Genomic DNA, 17,789 nt, shown 5'->3' with positions numbered 1-17,789 from the left:
CGCCGCCCCCTCCGCCCGTCAGTCCGCCGGCCAGCCCGCCGGTCCGTCCGCCGGTCCGTCAGTCCGGCCAGACGCCGTTCTCCAGGAAGCGGTCGAGCGTCTCCGTGTACGGCGCGATGTCCAGCCCCTGTCCGGCCAGCCAGGCGTCCGAGTAGTACTTGTCGAGATAGCGGTCGCCCGGATCGCAGAGGAGGGTGACCACGCTGCCCTTGCGCCCCTCGGCCACCATCTCCGCGACGATCTTCAGCGCGCTCCACAGCCCGGTACCGGTGGAGCCGCCGGCCTTGCGTCCGATGGCCCGCTCCAGGGCGCGCACGGCGGCGACGCTCGCCGCGTCCGGCACCTTCATCATCCGGTCGATGGCGCCGGGCACGAAGCTCGGTTCCATCCGCGGCCGGCCGATGCCCTCGATCCGCGAGCCGCGCTCGCTGCACGCCTGTGCGTCGTGCCGGGTCCAGCCGTCGAAGAAACAGGAGTTCTCCGGGTCGGGGACGCAGATGCGGGTGTCGTACTGCATGTAGTGGACGTAGCGCGCGATGGTCGCGGAGGTGCCGCCGGTGCCGGCCGTGGCGACGATCCACGCGGGCACCGGATAGCGCTCCAGTCTCAGCTGCTGGTAGATCGATTCGGCGATGTTGTTGTTGCCGCGCCAGTCGGTGGCGCGCTCGGCGTAGGTGAACTGGTCCATGTAGTGGCCGCCGGTCCTGGCCGCCAACTGGGCCGATTCCTCGTACAGTTTCCGCGAGTCGTCCACGAAGTGGCAGCGCCCGCCGTGGAATTCGATGAGCCGGCACTTCTCCGCGCTGGTGGTACGGGGCATCACGGCGATGAAGGGCACCCCGATCAGCTTCGCGAAGTACGCCTCGGACACGGCCGTCGAGCCGCTGGACGCCTCGATCACCGGTGCGCCGGGCCTGATCCACCCGTTGCACAGCCCGTAGAGGAAGAGCGAGCGGGCGAGCCGGTGCTTGAGGCTGCCGGTCGGATGGGTCGACTCGTCCTTCAGATACAGATCGATTCCCCACCGCTCGGGCAGCGGGAAGAGCAACAGGTGCGTGTCGGCGGAGCGGTTGGCGTCGGCCTGGACCTTCCGTACGGCTTCTTTGAGCCATGCGCGGTAGGCGGGATCGCTGCGGTCCACGTCGACGGTCGCCGTCGCCCGGCCGTCCGTGAGCGCCGTCGCCCGGCCGTCCATGGGCGCCGTCGTCCCGCCCGCGGCCGCCGCCGTCCGGTCGGTACCGGATCCGTCTCGTCCAGTCATGCGCGCCGTTCCTCGTCCGTCGAACCGGCCCCCGTCCCTTAACGGTACCGCCACCACCTGCGCAAACATTGACTTTGGGCAGCCATAGGAATCGCTTCTGGACCCCGCCGGAAACGCGCTCTGGTGCCTGCCCGCATACTTGTGCACACTGCCTTGTGGGGACTCTTGAGGGGACTTGAGGGGAACGGGCACGGGGAATGGGCACGGAGGGGGCTGAAGAGCCATGGCTGAGCCGGAGTTCAGCGCGCGCGGGGTACGGATCGAGCGATGGCCCCGCTCACTCACCAGGGCGGGCCAGGTCCTGATCCAGGACGGCAGACTGGCCCTGCTGACCAGCTACGGCCGGGTGATCGACAGCGCGCCCCTGCGGGCCGTGCGTACGGCCAAGCCGTGGTTCGCGGGCAGCGGCAGTACGGTCGCCACCCTGAACGGGATCCGCTACCGGCTGACCATGGGCCAGCGCGGCCGGAGGCCCGACGCGACGGCGCTCGCCGGGCGCTTCATGGACACCGTCAGCAGGGCGAGCCACACCAAAACCTGAGCCGCCGGGCACGCCCCACCGGCCCGCCCGAAATATGTCCGGAATTCTGCCGGAATTCACTGGAAACCTGCCACGAACGGCGGTCCGGTCTGCCCGAGTTGCGAAGCCGAGCCCCTGGGTTCACTCTGATCTCACATCACTCAGGGTTAACCGGCGGTGACGTTGTGATCCAGCCCCGCCGGGCGGGATCGGCAACGCGCCAGTTGCTGGATCCGATCTTCGTCTTCTTCCGGACCTCTTTTCGGGGAGTCGTGGCCGTGATCAGCCAGCCCAGCAGGCACTGCACGGTGGAGCTCCACGCCCTGCCGTCGCGGATCGGACAGGTCCGCAGAATAATCTCGGCGCAATTGCGCTATTGGCATCTCGATCCCTTGATCGACTACGCGGCGCTCGGTGTCACCGAGCTGCTCACCAACGTCCACCGGCACGCACAGCCGGACAAACGGTGCACTGTCGATATCGAGCTTCTCCTCGAACGGCTCATGGTCTCGGTCAGCGACCATGATCCGCGCCTCCCCACGATCCGCGACGCGAGTCTTTTCGACACCGGCGGCCGTGGCCTCGCCCTGATCGCGGCGGTGAGCGAGAGCTGGGGCATACGGGCCCGGGGGGACACGGGGAAGAGCATCTGGTTCACCCTCACCGCACCGCCCGCGGCGCTCGCCCTGCCGCTGCGCCCGGTGTACGGCGCGACGACCGACGGCCCCTTTCCCGGCGCCGAGTTCGGCGCCATGACCAGGGAACACGGGCACGCCTGGGCCAGGTCGGCCGTGATCAGCTGACCGTGACCGGCCGCCGGCGGCGTTCCGGCGAAGGCGCCGCTTCCCGAAGCACCCGGACCACCCGAACGGCCCACGGTCAGGGGGCCAGCGCGCCGAGCGGATCGTCCAGCACCGGCTGCCACGCCACCTCGGCCGCGCCCACCAGGCTGTTGTGGTCGAGGGTGCAGGGCAGGATGGGTACGCCGCCGCTACGGCCCCACAGACTGCGGTCCGCGACGACGGCGCGCAGCCGTTCCGGGTCGGCGTCGAGCAGTTCCCGGTGGAGGCCGCCCAGGATGATGCGGTCGGGGTTGAGGATATTGACCAGCCCCGCGAGCCCGAGCCCCAGCCGGTCGATCAGTTCCTCGGTGGCCCGTCGTACGGCGGGGTCCGCGTGCTCCGTGCGGAGCAGGTCGCGGGCCTGCTGGAGCAGCGAGACCTCCGGGCCGGGGGCGCGGCCGGCCGCGGTCAGGAAGGCGAGCGGGTCGGCCTCGACATCGAGACAGCCCTTGCTGCCGCAATAGCAGGGGCGGCCCTCGGGGTTGACCGTGAGATGGCCGACTTCCAGGGCGAGGCCCGCACTGCCGGTGTGCAGCCGGCCGTCGAGCACCAGCGCGCCGCCCACCCCCCGGTGTCCGGTCGCGACACAGAGCAGATGCTGGGCGCCGCGCCCCGCGCCGTGCCGGTGCTCGGCGAGCGCGGCGAGGTTGACGTCGTTGCCGGTGAACGCGGGGCCCTCGATGCCCGCCGCGCGTACCCGCTCGGCGAAGATCTCCCGCACCGGCGCCCCGGCGGGCCAGGCGAGATGCAGGGGGTTGAGCGCCGTGCCCTCCGGCTCGGCGACGGCCGACGGTACGGCGAGGCCCGCGCCGACGCAGCGCAGCCCGGTGGTCCGCAGCAGCCCCGCCCCGGCCTCGACGACCTCCCCGAGGATCTGCGCCGGATCCGCGGTGACCGTACCGCGCACGGGAGCGGTGGCGACGATCCGGCCGCCGAGCCCGACCAACGCGGCCCGGAAGCCGTCCGCGTGGACCTGCGCGGCGAGCGCGACGGGCCCCGTGTCGTCGACGGACAGCCGGTGCGAGGGCCTGCCCTGGGAACCGGCGCCGGCGCCGGGACGTGAGTCGACCCGGATCAGACCGAGGGCCTCCAGCTCCGCGGCGACCGCGCCCGCGGTGGCGCGGGTGACTCCCAGCTCCGCGGTCAGCACCGCGCGGGTGGGCGCACGGCCGGTGTGCACCAGTTCCAGTGCCGGACCGAGTGCGCCGCGGCCTCTCTCCAGCCTCGTCCGGGCGGTCGTCCCCTTGCCGTTCATGGGGGCGAGTCTCCCATGATCCGCGCCCCGTGCCGACGGTCCGTCGGGCACTGCCGACGGCCCGCGGGGCGCCACCGGCGGCTTGTGAGCACGGGCCAGGGCCCCTATGCTCACTTTGTGCCGCACCTAAACAAAGTAAGGACGGTCCTCTCGGGAGGGCGCGACGGAGAACCTGGCTCCCGGTCCTCGCTGTCCCGCCTCCGCATCGCGCTGACCGTGTTCTTCGCCCTCGACGGTTTCATGTTCGCCGGCTGGGTGGTCCGTATCCCCGCCATCAAGGAGCAGACCGGGGCCTCGGCGAGCGCCCTCGGACTCGCGCTGCTCGGCGTCTCCGCGGGCGCCGTCGTGACGATGGTGTTCACCGGCCGGCTCTGCCGGCGCTTCGGCAGCCATCCGGTGACGGTGGTGTGTGCCGTACTGCTCTCGCTGAGTATCGTGCTGCCGCCGCAGACGCACTCGGCCCTCACGCTCGGGCTGGTACTGCTGGTCTTCGGCGCCGCGTACGGCGGGCTGAACGTCGCGATGAACAGCGCGGCCGTCGATCTCGTGGCCGCCCTGCGGCGCCCGGTCATCTCCAGCTTCCACGCCGCGTTCAGCCTCGGCGGCATGATCGGGGCGGGTCTGGGCGGGCTGGTCGCGGGCGGCCTCTCCCCCGCCGTCCATCTCTCGCTCCTGACCGGCACCGGTCTGCTCGTCACCGCCGTCACCGGCCCCGCGCTGCTCCGGCACCACGCGCCCGTTCCGGAGGGTACGGAGCGGGAGCGCGAGCCGGCGGAGACCGTGAAGGGGACGGCGGCCGGGCCGCGGCGGCTCGACGGACGCACCCGGCGCCTGGTCGTCCTCTTCGGTGTGATCGCCCTGTGCACGGCCTACGGCGAGGGTGCGATGGCCGACTGGAGCGCGCTCCATCTCACCCAGGACCTGGGCGCCACCCCCGGTCTGGCGGCGGCCGGTTACTCGCTCTTCGCCCTCGCCATGACGGCGGGACGGCTGTCCGGTACGGCTCTGCTGGAGCGCCTCGGCCAGACCCGCGCCCTGGTCGCGGGCGGCGTCACGGCCGCGCTCGGCATGCTGGTCGGCGCTCTCGCGCCCAGCGCATCGCTGGCTCTGGCCGGCTTCGCCGTGGCCGGTCTCGGCCTCGCCAACATCTTCCCCGTGGCCATCGGCCGGGCGGGGGCGCTGGCAGGGCCCGGCGGGGTCGCCGCCGCCTCGACGCTGGGGTACGGCGGGATGCTGCTGGGGCCGCCCGCGATCGGTTTTCTCGCCGACTGGTTCACGCTGCCTCTCGCGCTGACCACGGTGGCCCTGCTGGCGGGCGCCGCCGCGCTCATCGGCTACTCCGCGCGGAACGCGTCGGCGGACCCCGCGGAGTCCGCGCGGCCGGCCTGAGTGAGCACGACCGACGGATGAGTAGCCGTACTCAGGCACATCCGTTCGGACAGAACCACCCTGGAGGGGACAACCACTTCAGGGGAGACAGAGCAATGAACTCAGGACGGCTGACCGGACTCGCGCGGCTGACCTTCGGCAATCGCGCGTCGCAGGTCTATCTCGGCCTGGTCGCGGCGGTGACGGTGTTCGTCGCGGTCGACACCCTTTTCGTACAGCACCAGGACGCCTCGTTCGCCGGGGTGTGGCTGTTCTTCCTCGCCGCGCCGACCATCTTCGCGTTCTTCGTCGGCGGCGGGCTGGTCGGCGACGCGGTCGCGGAGTCCGCCGGCTTCCTCTATCCGGCGCTGGTGCTCTCGGTGCTGATCCAGGCGGCGGCCATCGGGGCGTTCGTACGGCTGCTCCGTCACACGCAGGGGTCGGCGCACCCCCACGGGGCCTGACGCCGACTGGCACAATGCGGGGCGTGGAGACCGCTGAACACCTGATCTGCCTTGCCCGCGACGGCCGTTCCCTGGCCGACGCGGCGGCCGAGGCCGGTACGGACGCGCCGGTGCCGACCTGTCCCGACTGGCGGATCCGCGATCTGCTGCGGCACGCGGGCACCGTCCACCGCTGGGCGACGGGCTTCGTGACGAACGGGCAGCTCAATCCCCGCCGCCCCGAAGCCGAGCCTGATCTCGACGGGGACACGCTCGTCGAGTGGTACCGGGAGGCACACGCTCTGCTGGTGGCCGCGCTGGCCGAAGCGCCCGCCGGACTGACCTGCTGGACCTTCCTGCCCGCGCCCACACCGCTCGCGTTCTGGGCCCGGCGGCAGGCGCACGAGACGGCGGTCCACCGCGTGGACGCGCACTCCGCGCTCGGGCCGGTCCGGGACACGGCGGCCCCTCCGCTGGGCACCGGTCTGGCGGCGGACGGCATCGACGAGCTGCTCACCGGCTTCCACGGCCGCGAACGCAGCCGGGTACGGTCCGACGCACCGCGGGTGTTGCGCGTACGGACGACGGACACGGACGACGTCTGGACGGTACGGATCTCCGCCGGGCCTCCGCGTACCGACCGCACCGCGGAGGGCCCCGCGGACTGCGAAATGGCCGGTCCCGCCGAGCGGCTCTATCTGGCGCTCTGGAACCGGCTGCCGCCGGGCGCCCTCACCCTCACCGGCGATCCGGAAACCGCCCGGCTCTGGCGCGAGAGATCCGCCGTCTGACCGCGTCCCGTCCCCGGGTGGCGTCTTGCCCCGGGCCACGGGCGAGGTCAGACTCGGACCATGGGGAAGCGGATCGCGGGGACCACGCGCAGCGACGCCGAACGGGACGCCATCACGGTCGAGATCGGCTTCGCCGTACTGACGGGTGCGTTCGCGGCGGCGCTGGTGTACGGCGTCATCGCGGGACCCGCGTGGTACTTCGACCTGCCCGACGCGCTCCGGAGCGTCGCCGCCGTCGCCGCGTGTCTCGCGTTCGTGGCGCGCGTCGTCCAGGTCCTGTGGCGCTTCCCGCGCCCCGGCCGGGGCCCGACAGGACAACTCCCGGGACGGCGACCGGAGACGCGGGCCGGTCAGCCGAGCCAGCCCGGCCGTACCAGCCCCGACTCATAGGCGAGGACGACCAGTTGGGCCCGGTCGCGGGCGCCCAGCTTCACCATCGTCCTGCTGACATGTGTCTTGGCCGTGAGCGGGCTGACGACCAGCCTGCGGGCGATCTCCTCGTTGGAGAGCCCGATCCCGACCAGGGCCATCACCTCCCGCTCCCGCTCGGTGAGTACCGCCAGTTCCGCGAGGCCCGTCGGCGCCTTGGAGCGGGACGCGAACTCCGCGATGAGCCGACGGGTGACCCCCGGGGACAGCAGCGCGTCCCCCTCCACCACCGCCCGCACCGCGCGCAGCAGTTCCTCCGGTTCGGTGTCCTTGACGAGAAAGCCGGAGGCGCCGGAACGGATCGCCTCGAAGACGTACTCGTCGAGTTCGAAGGTGGTGAGCATGACCACCTTCACCTGGTCGAGCCGGCCGTCCTCGGTGATCCCGCGGGTCGCGGCGAGCCCGTCGAGCAGCGGCATCCTGATGTCCATCAGCACCACATCGGGGCTCAGTTCACGCACCCGTCGCAGCGCCTCCTCGCCGTCCGCCGCCTCGCCCGCGACCTCGATGTCCGGCTGGGCGGCGAGCAGCGCGCGGAAGCCGGCGCGTACGAGCGACTGGTCGTCGGCGAGCAGTACACGGATCACGGTGTCTCCTTGGCGTTCAGGCCCTGCTCAGGCCCTGGGTGTTCAAGCTCGGCTCAGGCCCTGGGTGTTCCGGCCCTGGCGTGTGCGGGCCGCTTCCGGACGCCGGGTGTTCAGTCTCCGGGGCGCAGCGGGAGCGTGGCCCGTACGCGGAAACCGCCGTCCGGACGCGGGCCGGCCTCGATCGTGCCACCGAGCGCGGCGGCCCGCTCGCGCATGCCGACCAGACCGTTGCCGCCGCCGCCCGTGTCGCCGCCGGTGGCCGGGCCCGCGTCGTCTATACGCAGCTCCAGCAGCTCGGGCGCGTAACCGAGGCCGATCTCGGCCGTACGGGACCCGGAGTGGCGCACCACGTTGGTCAGCGCCTCCTGGATGATCCGGAAGGCGGCCAGATCGATGCCGGGCGGCAGCGCCGCCCGTTCCCCGTCCCGTCGGATGTCGACGGCCAGTCCGGCACTCGCGGCCTGTTCGACCAGCTCGGGCAGCCGGTCGAGGCCCGGGGCGGGGGCGCGCGGGGCGTCGCCGGGCGTTCTGAGGGTGTCGAGGACCTGCCGTACCTCGCCGAGTGCCTCCTTGCTCGCCGCCTTGATCGTGGTGAGGGCGGTGCGGGCCTGCTCGGGATCGGAGTCGAGCAGGGCCAGCCCCACGCCCGCCTGGACGTTGATGACCGAGATGGAGTGGGCCAGTACGTCGTGCAGCTCACGGGCGATCCGCAGCCGCTCCTCGTTCTCCCGGCGCTTCTTGGCCACCGCACGCTCGGCGCCTTCCCTGGCCCACTGTTCACGGCGTAGCCGTACGAGTTCGGAGGCCGCGCAGAGGGCGAGCACGAAGGCCGCGATGACCAGTTGTTCTCCCCAGGGCGCGGGCCGGTCGTGGGCCGGGGGCAGCCAGCGGTAGAGCCAGTGCACGATCAGCAGATGCCCCGCCCAGAGCGTGCCGACCGCCCACCAGGCCGCCTGCCGGTGACCCGTGACGATCGCGGCGAAGCAGGCGAGCGCGACGGTGACGAAGACAGGTCCGTACGGATAACCGGCGGCGAAGTACACGAGCGCGGTCGCCCAGACCCCGAAGACAACGACGACGGGGTGCTTCCGGCGGAACAGCAGCAGCGCGGGACCGGCGAGCAGCAGCAGCCGCGCGTAGACGTCCAGGGGCTGCCGATCGGGCTGGTCGGCGGCGGCGAAGGCGGTCCCCGCCAGGACGAAGACGGCCAGGAACAGGGTGGACCGCCAGGGCAGCCGGCCTCTCCTGCCGCCGGGGCGGCGGCCGGGACGGCGTGCCCCGTCCAGCCGGGACGGCGGTCCGTCCTGTCCCCGGAGAGGCCCGTCGTACGGCCGGTGGCCGACGCCGCGCGCCCAGGGAGGACCGGTGCGCCGGCAGTGGGGGCCGTCGGCGCCCCGGCCCCCGGCCCGGCTCCCTTCCCGCCACCGGCCCCGGCGGCTGTGCTGCTCTTCCATAGCGGTCACGCTAAACCGGCGGCGCGTTCCGGGCGTCAGCCGGGCGGGGTGATCAGGCGTACTCCCGGAGGAGTACGGGACGCCTCGGGGAGTGTGCGACATCCCGTGAGTTCTCCTGAGCCCGGCCGAGCCCCTGCCCCTGTGGCCGGGGGGTTCTTCCTCCTTCGTGTGCTCTGCTGGCCTGTGACGTAACTTCGGGATTCCCGAAGCATTCTCATCTCGTCCGACCGATCCGCAGTCGGGTCGAAGGTGAGGAGGCTCGGGTTGGCGGCGCTGGCAGTCGTACGGGACCTGCGCGAGCACTGGGCGCCCGCGTCGGCGGAGGAGCTGGAGCGGTTCGAGACCGACGTCCTGTCCGGGTTCGTCCTCGCACGGGCCTCGGCAGGGCTGGCGGACGGCACCATCCGCGGGGACGTCGGGCACCTGGATCAGATGCAGGTCCTGGCTCGAAGAAGCCATGGCCAAAGGCCCTGACCCACTCCACCTCGCGGAGGTCTTCGGGCTCGACGAGAAGACCGCGATGCGCTACGCAGACTCAGCACTGGCCCTGCTGCAGCAGGCCGCCGAGCAGCCCTCGCAATGAAACCCGCTCGACCTGGTTGCCTCCTTGAAGAGATCCGGAAGCACGGAAAGGGGTCGGACGGCCTGCCCCTACGGTCCGCCGGGCGGCCCGGCTGAGCTGCTCAGGAGGCGTTGACCGCTTTCCCCGACGCCGACTTGCCCTTACTGCGGTCGACCACGGCGATCACCTCGACCGGCGCACTGTGCAGTGCGACCCAACCGTCCTCGGGCTCGGACCCCTTGATGAGGTACTTGGCCTTGATGCGGACGACCACGACGCCTCGCGGTCCCTGCCGGCTGAACTGCCGTGCCGTGTACCTCGAGGTCGTGAACTCCGGGTAGCGCCTGCCCCTGGCCAACTGCGCCGCAGCCTGTTCGGCAGTGGGCGCGGGGGTGGCCGAGTCGGAGGCCGCGCCGCCAGCCGAACTCTGCTGCTGCATCGCCCGAATCTTCGGCATATCTTCACCCCGGCACAGCGTGACCACCGTCTCGCCGCCCGCCGCAACCGCGGCCGCCACGGCGCTCTCGGACGTGAGTGCCGGCAGTTGCTTCTCCTGGGCGCTGAGGTCGTCCTCCGAGCTGTAGTCGGAGTCGCTCTCGGTGAGGGTCGTCGGGTTGGTGGCCAGTTCCATGCGCTGCACGGAGGTCGCGCCCGCCGCCGCAACGCGCCCGGCCGTGGTCTCGTCCCGCATGGCCCGCAGCGCGGGCACCGGGCCCGTCATCACCTGCCGGGCGGTGTCCTCCGCCTGGCGTTCGGCCCAGTCCGAGGGGTCAGAGACGCGCAGGCCCGAGCCGTTGTCCGTACCCGGCACGACACCCCGGCTCTGCTGGATGACATGGGTCAGCTCATGGGCGAGGGTGTGCTTGTCCCGGCCGTCCCACACCACGTGAGAGCCGGAGGTGTACGCCTTCGCACCGATCTCCGCCGCCGAGTCCATGGCCGCGGAGTCGGTGTGGACGCGCACCCCGCCGAAGTCGGCACCGTCGTGCCGGGCCTCCATCTCCTCGCGCACCGGCGCGTCCAGCGGCCGCCCCGGCGAACGCAGCACCTCGTGCACGGCCGACCGGCGCTGCACGACCTGGTCGTGGCCGCAGCCCGCCGCGTGCACGTGCCGCTCCTCCTCCACGGCACGGCACACGGCCGCGTTGCCCACCGAGCGCTGTAGTGCCAGCATCCGCTGAGCCGGGGTGATGGGCACGGCCGCACGGCGGTCCTTGTCCTGTTCAGCGGCCCGCTGGGCTGGTGTTCGGTGTGCACGCACGACGATCCCCTTCACGCTGGACGGCTGATCTTCCAGTCCTACCGGACCGCTCAGGGCGGCGGAAGGTCCGTGGGGGCAACCTCGGGGCAGCCGGTCAACTGCCCTCACGGTCACAGTGGATGCCCCCCCCCGAGTGGGCACCGGAGGCCGTTCCGGGGATCGCTGCACGCGCGTGAGGAACCCGGTCAAGGAACGATTGAGGTGCACAACTGGCAGTTCGGCGGGCGCCCTCCATAGGCGAAGATGTCCGCCGACACCACCGTCGAAGCCCTTCGGATCGCTCACCATCCTCGTGTTCCACCCGAACTCACCGATGCATCAGCCTGACGCACACCGGTGAACCCGTGGGTTCGCGCTGAAGAACCTTCAGTTTCCGCGAACTCGGGGGCTTCTACGGCCTCGGTACTGGTGGACTCGCGTATTCAACTGTCGCGAGTATTGCTGCCAAAGCGTCGGTGCAGTCACTGTGTGTTGGGGTGCCGCAGGCCATGGTCTGTGCTGGCAGCCCCTCGCGTTCTGGCCGTTGGTGGATAACCTGCCTTCATGCCGCTGAACGTCCCCAAAGAGATCAAGCGTGTGACCAAGCAGGTCCTCATAGAGCTGAGTTCGAAGAGCGAGCGCCTCAACCTCGGCAGGGGACGCGAGCCTGGATGGCTGGATCAGTACCTGGCCGAGGATGCGACGGGGTCTCTGCGAGCGATCCTTCTTGAGCGTCCTCCCAAGCCCTGTTATCGCTGCCTCGTCCTGATCAAGCGGGCCGACCGGGAAGTCGAGCACTTCCTGCTCGACGTGCTGCCGGAGGATTTCGAACGGCTTGAGGACATCGTCGGCGAGGATCTGCTCACGTTCACGCGCTGGGCGTTGTCCCAGATCCCGTTGAGTCCTCTTCCTGCGGAGTAGAAGGTTCATTCGGCCGACCGCAGATTCAGGCATTGCTCTGTGGGGTCCAGCCGGGTGGTGACCGCCAGTGGTCTCCGGCGGCATATCGGCTCCAGGTGCCTCCGGCCTCGGACGCGAGCTTGGCTGTGGTGACCCGGTGATAGCCGAGAGCCTCAGCGACGACCGGCGCGGGCATTTCCAGAACGTGTTGCCGGATCGCGGCTGTGCGGCCAGCCGTGATCGGGATGCCGATGTCATTGATGAGCGCGGCAAGAGCGTCGGGGTGCATCGGTTGTCCGGCCCGGCGGCCGGGAAACAGCCACCGGGAGGCGTGGTTGGTCGCGGTGTTTATGTTGTCCCGGCTGCTGATCCAACGATGTAGCAGTTCCGCAAGCGGTTCTGGCACTGGGGACGGCGGTTCGCCGAGGCGGAGAAACGTCTGGTCGTTGCTGTGGCCGACGTCGTCCAGGGTGAGGCGCACGACTCGGCTGAGTGGTTGGGCATAGAGCAGGACGATCACGCCCGCGACCCGAGTACGAAGCGGTAGGTCCGGGTCGGTGAGGAGCTGCCCGATCAGTTCCAGTCGTTCGGGCTGCGGCATCGGGGTGGCCCGGCGGATGTGGACCGGGGGCAGCCGGAAGGGCCGGGTGAGCTTGCTGGCCGAGCACCAGAGCAGGAAGGCTCGCATGGTGTTGCGGGTGTACTCGTTCTGCTCGGTGTGCCAGGCGTCGATGCCGGTCTGGCCGCAGGTGCCAAGGGTGTGATCACGGGCGGCGAGCCAGGTGAGGAAGGCTGTGGCCTGCTTAACCTGGTCAGCGGCATGTCGACGGGCTGCCGGGGTGATCGGCTTCTTCTGGCTGCTGGTCCGCAGGCGTGGGAGCACTTCCCAGGTGGCGAACCGGCGGATGACCTGAGCGTGGTCGGGGTCAGGAATGTCGGCGAGGTGGCCGATGAGCCATCGTTCGAGCGAGCAGATCCGCTTGTCGACGGCGGGTAGGACACCGCAGGACATGAGGAGTTCCCGCAGGTGGGCGGCGGCCCGCCAGGGTTCGAGGCTGTGGAAGGCTTCGTGGGTCAGCTCGATGTCGCCGGTGGCGAGTCGGCGTAGCCAGTCGGCGGTGGAATCGGGGCGTTCCTTGTTCCGGTCGAGCCAGGCGAGACCGGACAACGGCCTGTCCATGGTCCGAAGCAAGTCGGCCAGCGGAACGAGTTCGGGGCGGATGCGGCCGGTGCCGTCGTCCAGTAGCTGGGAAAGCCGGTCGGCAACGGTGCAGCGGGTGCAGAGCCGGCCTCCGTGCAGCTTGCCTTCCTCTCCGCAGCGGGAGCATCGATAGGACATCATGAAGCCCGCGCAGTCGGAGCAGATCTGCATGCGGTCGCTCGGACGTAGGCCGAGAAGAGCACGCTCGACTCCGCACTCGGGACAGGTTCCACGAATACAGAGAGCTTTGTCGTGGCAGGTGCGGCAGACAAAGCCGTCCGACCAGCGGGCGGCGAACCAGCCGTGGCGCTGACAGCGGGCGCAAGTCCTCTTGTGCCAGCGTTCGCACTCCTCGGGGGTGTAGGCGGGGCTCATTCGTCAGGAAGGATTCGGGCCGGTCGGGGCCGCAGTTTCGCGACCGCCGTCGGCAAGGCAGGGAGATCACCGGTCGCGGTCTTGCGGACTCCGGCGTTCTCGGCGGTCGTGGTGACCAGGTCAGCCGGCGTGCAGGAGAAGATGTCGCAGAGCGCGGCCAAGACCTGGAGCGACAACCGCTCGGGGGTGCCGGAGACCAGTCGGTGGACCTGGGAAGCTGACAGGTCGATGCCGCGGTCACGTAGTAGCGGCACCAGCTCGGTGGTGGTGAACATGCCGTGAGTGCCCATCAGTTCGCGCAGCTTCCACGTGTAGCCGACCTTGCGTTTCACCTCTGCCTCCCGGCCTGGCTCTCCAGTGCGGCGGCAATGGTGCCGTCCAGATGTCGGCGGAGTGTGCGGGTGCGGAAGTCGGAGCTCACGCAGGTGTAGATCGCGGTCGTGCTTGCGTGGTCGTGACCGACCTGCTCCTGGACGAAGCGCGGGTCCCAGCCGGCCTCGATCAGATGGGTGACGTAGGACCTGCGGAAGGAATGGAAGTCCAGTCCCTCGTCCAGGCCAAGGGCCTGGCGGTAGGTGATGAACCGGGAGTTGAGCCGCTGGCAACCGATCCGCAGTCCGCGCTCAGAGGGCCAGGCGGCCGGGTTCCCTTCGCCTCCGAACAGCGGCCGGACCTCGGTGAACCACTCGTCCAGGATGTCGGGGGCCCAGTCCCAGACGGTCAGCACTGTGCGTCGCTTGGGCGGCGAGCCCTTCTTGGCTTTACCGAACCGGACGCGGCATAGACCGAACTCGCCGTACTCGGCGCCGTGAGGGTTGCGGCCGAAGTCAGCGGCGTCCAGCATCCGTGTTTCGTTGCGTCGCGTGCCGAAGGCGTACGCGGTCTTGAACAACGTCGCGTCGCGGAACGCGGGCAGCCAGCCCTTGCGGCCGAAGGCCCGGATGCGAGCCACCTCGTCGTCGCAGTGAGCGAAGAAGGCGTGCAGCTCGGCCTTGGTAAAGGCACGCTTCTTCGCCTCGGACTCGTTGTCCTGGACGTGCACCGCGGTGTTCCACTCGTGCACGATCTGGACCGGATGGGAGCCGAACCGCTCTTCACACGTGGTGGCCCATTCGTAGAGGGGGTCGGTGGCGAAGTGGCAGAAGGAGCGGATGGCCTCGGAGTACGAGCGGATCGTCGAACGCTTCAGATCACGCAATGAGCGCAGGTCACCGAGCCATTCATCCACCATGGCCGGCGTCCACTGCCAGGGGAAGGCGTTCACGTAGGCGGTGAACGCCTTCACCGTGTTCTCCCGCCCTTCGACAGTCGAGCGGGCCAGGTTCCGTGCGAGTTGCTGATTGGCGAATCCGCCCAGCATCGCGGAGAAGACCTGTTCCTCCGGCCGCAACAGTGCGACGCCGTCCGTCAGGTGCAGTCTCGCCGCCCCCGGGACCGTCCCGTTGAACCTCACCGTCCACCACTCTCCGTAGCTCGCATCCAATGCGAGAAAACCGCATCGGATGCGAGTCAGGGGCGAAACCGCAGGCCGCCCATCCGGACGAGTGACAGCGGCTGGCCATCGGGGCTCGCCAGCCGCTACCGTCGCGCGACGCAACGGAGCCCGACGCCCCTGTTCAGCGACGCGTCGTCCGCCCTTGCTGGTGCCGACACATCAACCGTCGCCAGTTCGCATCCAATGCAATTGGCGGCGATTGGAACATCGGTACAGCCGTTGACGCTGAGAACGATCATGGTCCGATCGGCGCGAGCGTGCTGACGCGGTTCTCGTACTCGCGACGGGCCTTGCGCCGGTCCGGAACAGCCGGGACACCCTGGCCGCCGTCGAGCGGCTGGCAGCGGTCGAGGAGCTGACGGTGCACGGCGGGGATGGCGGTCACGCGCAGGGTGCAGCCCTGGCCTCGCCGTACGGTCGCCCCCTCGTCGAGCGCGGCCCGCTCGGCAGGCTCCAGGTCGGCCGAGCGAAGGAAGTCGGCGACCTTGCCCGGCATGTCGAGGGTGACCAGCAACTCCGGGGCGGGGATGTCCTGTTCGCGAAACCTCGGCCGCTGGAGCGGGTGGAGGCGGCTGGAGGTGCCCGGGTCCTCCTCGAAGACAACCGGGTCCTCGATCCCGGCCTCGTCCAGGACGAGGTTCTGCCGGGCGGTCGACTGCTGGTCGGTCGAGACCCGCTTGTAGACCAGGTTCACCAGGTTCGCCACTGCGGGCCCCGTCGTACGGAGGATCGGACCTTACCTGTCGTCAAACCCTCGTTTACCGACATGCGCCGCCGAGTGGAGGCGTCGCGGATGTTGAGCATTGCGCGCCAGTGTCAACGTTCCGGCTTCGGGTCAGGCCGGCGGGTCGGGGTGTATCTGGCGAGCATGGTCTGGACGGCCTGTTCGACGGCGTCGTTGATGTCGGAGGCTGCGGGGTTCCAGTCGGTCAGCAGCATGCGGGGCCACAGGACGTAGTTGGCGATCATGCCGAGGAACTGGTTCGCGGCGCTCGCCGCGTCCGGGACATCAGCGTTGCCCGCCTCGTGCTCGGATTCCAAGTAGTGCTGAACGGAGGTGAAGTAGGGCAGTTTGCCGAGCTGGAACTGCATCCGTCCCAGTTCGGGGAAACGAGGCAGTTCGGCGATGACGATCCGGAACAGGGCTGTCATGCCGGGCTGGCCGACCAGGTCGGCATAGCGGTGGCCGACGGTTGTCAGTCCGGAGCGCAGATCTCCGGCCTGTGGCCGCGCGGCAGCGTCGCCGGCGTCACGCTGCCAGGACTCGGTGACGATGGCCTCGAAGAGGGCCGCCTTGGTGGGGAACCGCTTGAACAGGGTGGACTTCGAGACCCCGGCCGCTTCGGCGATCCGGGCCAGTGAGGTGCCGTCGTAGCCGCGATCCAAAAACAGTTCTGTGGCTGCGGTGGTGATCGCCTCGCGTTTCTGCTGAGCGAGTCTGCGGTGGTGTGCGGAGAGTTCTGCTGCCATGCGGACAGTATGCCGCAGACCCGAGGCGAGTCACTTGACTCGCCTCGGGAGTCCTGCTTACGGTACGAGAGCAAGGCGAGTCGAGTGACTCGCATGGTATCTGTGGCGCCGGGTGAATTCCGGTGGCCGCGCGGTGGAGGAACAGTTCATGACGATCGACAAGATCGCTTTGGTGACCGGTGCGAATCGCGGCCTCGGACGTGGCGCGGCCATCGCTCTGGCCACACGCGGGGTGCGGGTCGTGGTCACCCACCGCGGTGATGCGGCCGGGGCCGAGAAGACGGTGGAACAGGTGCAGGCGGTGGGTGGGACTGCCGCTGTTCTCCGGCTCGACATCAGCGACGTCTCCTCTTTCGCGTCCTTCACCTCCGAACTGAGCGAGCAGCTGGAGCGCTGGGGTACTTCGCGGCTCGACATCGTGGTCAACAACGCGGGAGTGGGGATCTTCGGACCGCTGGAGGACGTCACGATCGACGACTTCGACACGGTGATGGGCACCAACGTCCGGGGCACGTTCTTCCTCATCCAGTCACTTGTGCCGTTGCTGACCCGAGGCGGCCGCGTCATCAACGTCTCGACGTCACTGACCCGCCACACCAGCCCCGCCACCTCGGTCTACTCCGCCTCGAAGGCCGCCGTCGAAGCCTTGAGCCGCACCCTCGCCGCAGAACTCGGCCCGCGCGGAATCCGGGTCAACTCCATCGCCCCGGGACCGACCGCCACCGATTTCAACGGTGGAGCGATGCGGGACGACGCCGAGATGCGCCAGGTTCTGGCCGGACAGACCGCGCTCGGCCGCGTCGGCGAACCTGAGGAGATCGGCGACGCCATCGCCACGCTGGCCTCCGAGGGCCTGCGCTGGGTCACCGCCCAGCGCATCGAGGTCTCCGGCGGCGCCCTCCTCTGACCTCTGAGTGACCGGGCGACGGCCTATAGAGACGCAGGCAGCGACGGCCCCGACTCGCTCCCAGCCGGTCTCGTCCTCGTCCAGCTCCGGCGCATCAGGGTCCCGAAGCGGGCGCAGGACGCCGGCGGCGGGGGTTCGAGGCGGTGAAGCTGTAACGGCCGAGCAGGTTCAGGTTGCGGTGCTTGAGCGGGGAGAGCCGGGCGATGTCCTCCTCGCGGAGTTCGTGGCCCTCAGCCTGGAGCTGGGCGACGGCGGCGTCGATGTAGCGCGTCGTCCGGAGCACGATGGCGTTGAGGACCAGACCGGGCGCGCCGAGCTGGTCCTCGGCGAACTTCCCGTACGCCTCAGCCTGCTCATCAGTCAGAAACCCCACCGGCACGAGCGGACCGTAGCCAGCGCCGGTACCCGCCCGGCGATCTTTCCGCGAACCCCAGCGGAGCCTCCAGCCGGTGTGCTGGCCGACCATGATCGTTCTCGGCGCCAACCGCTGTTCCCCGAGGCCGGAGTACGGGACGCCCCGGCGAACCGGACGACACACCTAGCCTAGGGTCTTTCGTTTGGATCAGCCCGGCATGATCCAAACGAGAGGCCCTAGTAGGGCTTTGTTACGTCTCTGGGCAAGTGGTCGTCTTGGTGGTTTCCTGATGGTATGAGGGCGAATGAACTTGCTTCGTGTAGGGGCCGGTTGG

The 17,789-nt window shown here is 70.0% G+C and carries 20 protein-coding genes and 1 pseudogene; 10 read left to right on the top strand and 11 right to left on the bottom strand.

The window, feature by feature from the left end; all coding sequences use genetic code 11:
* Positions 1-58: 58 nt before the first annotated feature.
* Positions 59-1,195, bottom strand: a complete 1,137-nt coding sequence (locus tag CU044_RS10705; RefSeq protein ID WP_129768527.1) for a PLP-dependent cysteine synthase family protein — start codon at positions 1,193-1,195, stop codon at positions 59-61.
* 289 nt (positions 1,196-1,484) lie between these two features.
* Between CU044_RS10705 and CU044_RS10700 the strand changes: the two genes are divergently transcribed.
* Both CU044_RS10700 and CU044_RS10695 read left to right on the top strand, forming a co-directional pair.
* Positions 1,485-1,802, top strand: coding sequence for a hypothetical protein (locus tag CU044_RS10700; protein WP_129768277.1), 318 nt, complete (start codon positions 1,485-1,487; stop codon positions 1,800-1,802).
* Between the two features lie 257 nt (positions 1,803-2,059).
* Positions 2,060-2,584: an ATP-binding protein gene (locus CU044_RS10695; RefSeq protein ID WP_193563926.1), complete on the top strand. Its 525-nt coding sequence runs from the start codon at positions 2,060-2,062 to the stop codon at positions 2,582-2,584.
* Positions 2,585-2,660: 76 nt separating this feature from the next.
* Here the strand turns inward: CU044_RS10695 and CU044_RS10690 are convergent, their stop codons facing one another.
* A complete protein-coding gene (locus CU044_RS10690; RefSeq protein ID WP_129768276.1) occupies positions 2,661-3,878 on the bottom strand; it encodes an ROK family protein in 1,218 nt (405 codons plus the stop codon).
* Positions 3,879-3,995: 117 nt separating this feature from the next.
* Here CU044_RS10690 and CU044_RS10685 point away from each other — a divergent pair, with 117 nt between their 5' ends.
* From CU044_RS10685 to CU044_RS10670, 4 genes are all read left to right on the top strand, one after another.
* Positions 3,996-5,267 (top strand): MFS transporter, encoded by a 1,272-nt coding sequence (locus tag CU044_RS10685; RefSeq protein ID WP_165371849.1) that lies wholly within the window; start codon positions 3,996-3,998, stop codon positions 5,265-5,267.
* Between the two features lie 95 nt (positions 5,268-5,362).
* Positions 5,363-5,710: a hypothetical protein gene (locus tag CU044_RS10680; protein WP_129768274.1), complete on the top strand. Its 348-nt coding sequence runs from the start codon at positions 5,363-5,365 to the stop codon at positions 5,708-5,710.
* 23 nt (positions 5,711-5,733) lie between these two features.
* Positions 5,734-6,480 (top strand): maleylpyruvate isomerase family mycothiol-dependent enzyme, encoded by a 747-nt coding sequence (locus tag CU044_RS10675; protein ID WP_129768273.1) that lies wholly within the window; start codon positions 5,734-5,736, stop codon positions 6,478-6,480.
* A gap of 60 nt (positions 6,481-6,540) precedes the next feature.
* Positions 6,541-6,870: a DUF6332 family protein gene (locus CU044_RS10670; RefSeq protein WP_129768272.1), complete on the top strand. Its 330-nt coding sequence runs from the start codon at positions 6,541-6,543 to the stop codon at positions 6,868-6,870.
* On the opposite strand, the gene CU044_RS10665 is transcribed toward CU044_RS10670, so the two are convergent.
* Both CU044_RS10665 and CU044_RS10660 read right to left on the bottom strand, forming a co-directional pair.
* Positions 6,831-7,496: a response regulator transcription factor gene (locus CU044_RS10665; RefSeq protein WP_129768271.1), complete on the bottom strand. Its 666-nt coding sequence runs from the start codon at positions 7,494-7,496 to the stop codon at positions 6,831-6,833. The two genes, CU044_RS10670 and CU044_RS10665, sit on opposite strands and share 40 nt — an antisense overlap.
* 110 nt (positions 7,497-7,606) lie before the next feature.
* Entirely contained in the window at positions 7,607-8,950 is a 1,344-nt protein-coding gene (locus CU044_RS10660; protein ID WP_129768270.1) for a sensor histidine kinase, read from the bottom strand.
* A gap of 264 nt (positions 8,951-9,214) precedes the next feature.
* On the opposite strand from CU044_RS10660, the gene CU044_RS10655 reads away from it, so the two are divergent.
* Positions 9,215-9,424: a hypothetical protein gene (locus CU044_RS10655; RefSeq protein WP_240045481.1), complete on the top strand. Its 210-nt coding sequence runs from the start codon at positions 9,215-9,217 to the stop codon at positions 9,422-9,424.
* Complete coding sequence (locus CU044_RS40015; protein ID WP_275670185.1) at positions 9,408-9,533, top strand: hypothetical protein; 126 nt, start codon at positions 9,408-9,410, stop codon at positions 9,531-9,533. The genes CU044_RS10655 and CU044_RS40015 overlap by 17 nt, the downstream gene beginning before the upstream one ends.
* A 100-nt stretch (positions 9,534-9,633) precedes the next feature.
* Here the strand turns inward: CU044_RS40015 and CU044_RS38475 are convergent, their stop codons facing one another.
* Entirely contained in the window at positions 9,634-10,686 is a 1,053-nt protein-coding gene (locus CU044_RS38475; protein ID WP_240045507.1) for a DUF4157 domain-containing protein, read from the bottom strand.
* Positions 10,687-11,316: 630 nt separating this feature from the next.
* Between CU044_RS38475 and CU044_RS10640 the strand changes: the two genes are divergently transcribed.
* Positions 11,317-11,673 (top strand): hypothetical protein, encoded by a 357-nt coding sequence (locus CU044_RS10640; protein WP_129768269.1) that lies wholly within the window; start codon positions 11,317-11,319, stop codon positions 11,671-11,673.
* 25 nt (positions 11,674-11,698) lie between these two features.
* Here the strand turns inward: CU044_RS10640 and CU044_RS39475 are convergent, their stop codons facing one another.
* The 5 genes from CU044_RS39475 to CU044_RS10615 all read right to left on the bottom strand — a co-directional run bounded on the left by CU044_RS39475 (position 11,699) and on the right by CU044_RS10615 (position 16,193).
* Entirely contained in the window at positions 11,699-13,228 is a 1,530-nt protein-coding gene (locus tag CU044_RS39475; protein WP_129768268.1) for a hypothetical protein, read from the bottom strand.
* Positions 13,225-13,560, bottom strand: coding sequence for a helix-turn-helix transcriptional regulator (locus CU044_RS10630; protein WP_129768267.1), 336 nt, complete (start codon positions 13,558-13,560; stop codon positions 13,225-13,227). Before CU044_RS10630 ends, CU044_RS39475 begins: the two co-directional genes overlap by 4 nt.
* Complete coding sequence (locus CU044_RS10625; protein WP_129768266.1) at positions 13,557-14,681, bottom strand: site-specific integrase; 1,125 nt, start codon at positions 14,679-14,681, stop codon at positions 13,557-13,559. Before CU044_RS10625 ends, CU044_RS10630 begins: the two co-directional genes overlap by 4 nt.
* A gap of 277 nt (positions 14,682-14,958) precedes the next feature.
* Entirely contained in the window at positions 14,959-15,429 is a 471-nt protein-coding gene (locus tag CU044_RS10620) for a hypothetical protein (RefSeq protein ID WP_240045480.1), read from the bottom strand.
* A 110-nt stretch (positions 15,430-15,539) separates the two neighbouring features.
* On the bottom strand, positions 15,540-16,193 hold the full coding sequence (locus CU044_RS10615) for a TetR/AcrR family transcriptional regulator (RefSeq protein WP_129768265.1): 654 nt from the start codon (positions 16,191-16,193) through the stop codon (positions 15,540-15,542).
* 148 nt (positions 16,194-16,341) lie between these two features.
* On the opposite strand from CU044_RS10615, the gene CU044_RS10610 reads away from it, so the two are divergent.
* Positions 16,342-17,100, top strand: a complete 759-nt coding sequence (locus CU044_RS10610; RefSeq protein ID WP_129768264.1) for an SDR family oxidoreductase — start codon at positions 16,342-16,344, stop codon at positions 17,098-17,100.
* Between the two features lie 72 nt (positions 17,101-17,172).
* On the opposite strand, the pseudogene CU044_RS10605 reads toward CU044_RS10610, so the two are convergent.
* A pseudogene (locus CU044_RS10605) lies at positions 17,173-17,425 on the bottom strand (Tn3 family transposase); the annotation flags it as partial.
* Positions 17,426-17,789: the final 364 nt, after the last annotated feature.

The organism is Streptomyces sp. L-9-10, from assembly GCF_004151105.1.
Lineage (GTDB): Bacteria > Actinomycetota > Actinomycetes > Streptomycetales > Streptomycetaceae > Streptomyces.
Note: the sequence above shows the minus strand (reverse complement) of the source record. Positions and strands in the feature narration are given on the sequence as shown.

Coding starts and splice junctions, on each gene's coding strand:
- CU044_RS10705 (WP_129768527.1), bottom strand. CDS start 1,195: ATGGACGGCCGGGCGACGGCGCTCACGGACGGCCGGGCGACGGCGACC.
- CU044_RS10700 (WP_129768277.1), top strand. CDS start 1,485: ATGGCTGAGCCGGAGTTCAGCGCGCGCGGGGTACGGATCGAGCGATGG.
- CU044_RS10690 (WP_129768276.1), bottom strand. CDS start 3,878: ATGAACGGCAAGGGGACGACCGCCCGGACGAGGCTGGAGAGAGGCCGC.
- CU044_RS10680 (WP_129768274.1), top strand. CDS start 5,363: ATGAACTCAGGACGGCTGACCGGACTCGCGCGGCTGACCTTCGGCAAT.
- CU044_RS10670 (WP_129768272.1), top strand. CDS start 6,541: ATGGGGAAGCGGATCGCGGGGACCACGCGCAGCGACGCCGAACGGGAC.
- CU044_RS10660 (WP_129768270.1), bottom strand. CDS start 8,950: ATGGAAGAGCAGCACAGCCGCCGGGGCCGGTGGCGGGAAGGGAGCCGG.
- CU044_RS40015 (WP_275670185.1), top strand. CDS start 9,408: ATGGCCAAAGGCCCTGACCCACTCCACCTCGCGGAGGTCTTCGGGCTC.
- CU044_RS38475 (WP_240045507.1), bottom strand. CDS start 10,686: ATGCTGGCACTACAGCGCTCGGTGGGCAACGCGGCCGTGTGCCGTGCC.
- CU044_RS10640 (WP_129768269.1), top strand. CDS start 11,317: ATGCCGCTGAACGTCCCCAAAGAGATCAAGCGTGTGACCAAGCAGGTC.
- CU044_RS39475 (WP_129768268.1), bottom strand. CDS start 13,228: ATGAGCCCCGCCTACACCCCCGAGGAGTGCGAACGCTGGCACAAGAGG.
- CU044_RS10615 (WP_129768265.1), bottom strand. CDS start 16,193: ATGGCAGCAGAACTCTCCGCACACCACCGCAGACTCGCTCAGCAGAAA.
- CU044_RS10610 (WP_129768264.1), top strand. CDS start 16,342: ATGACGATCGACAAGATCGCTTTGGTGACCGGTGCGAATCGCGGCCTC.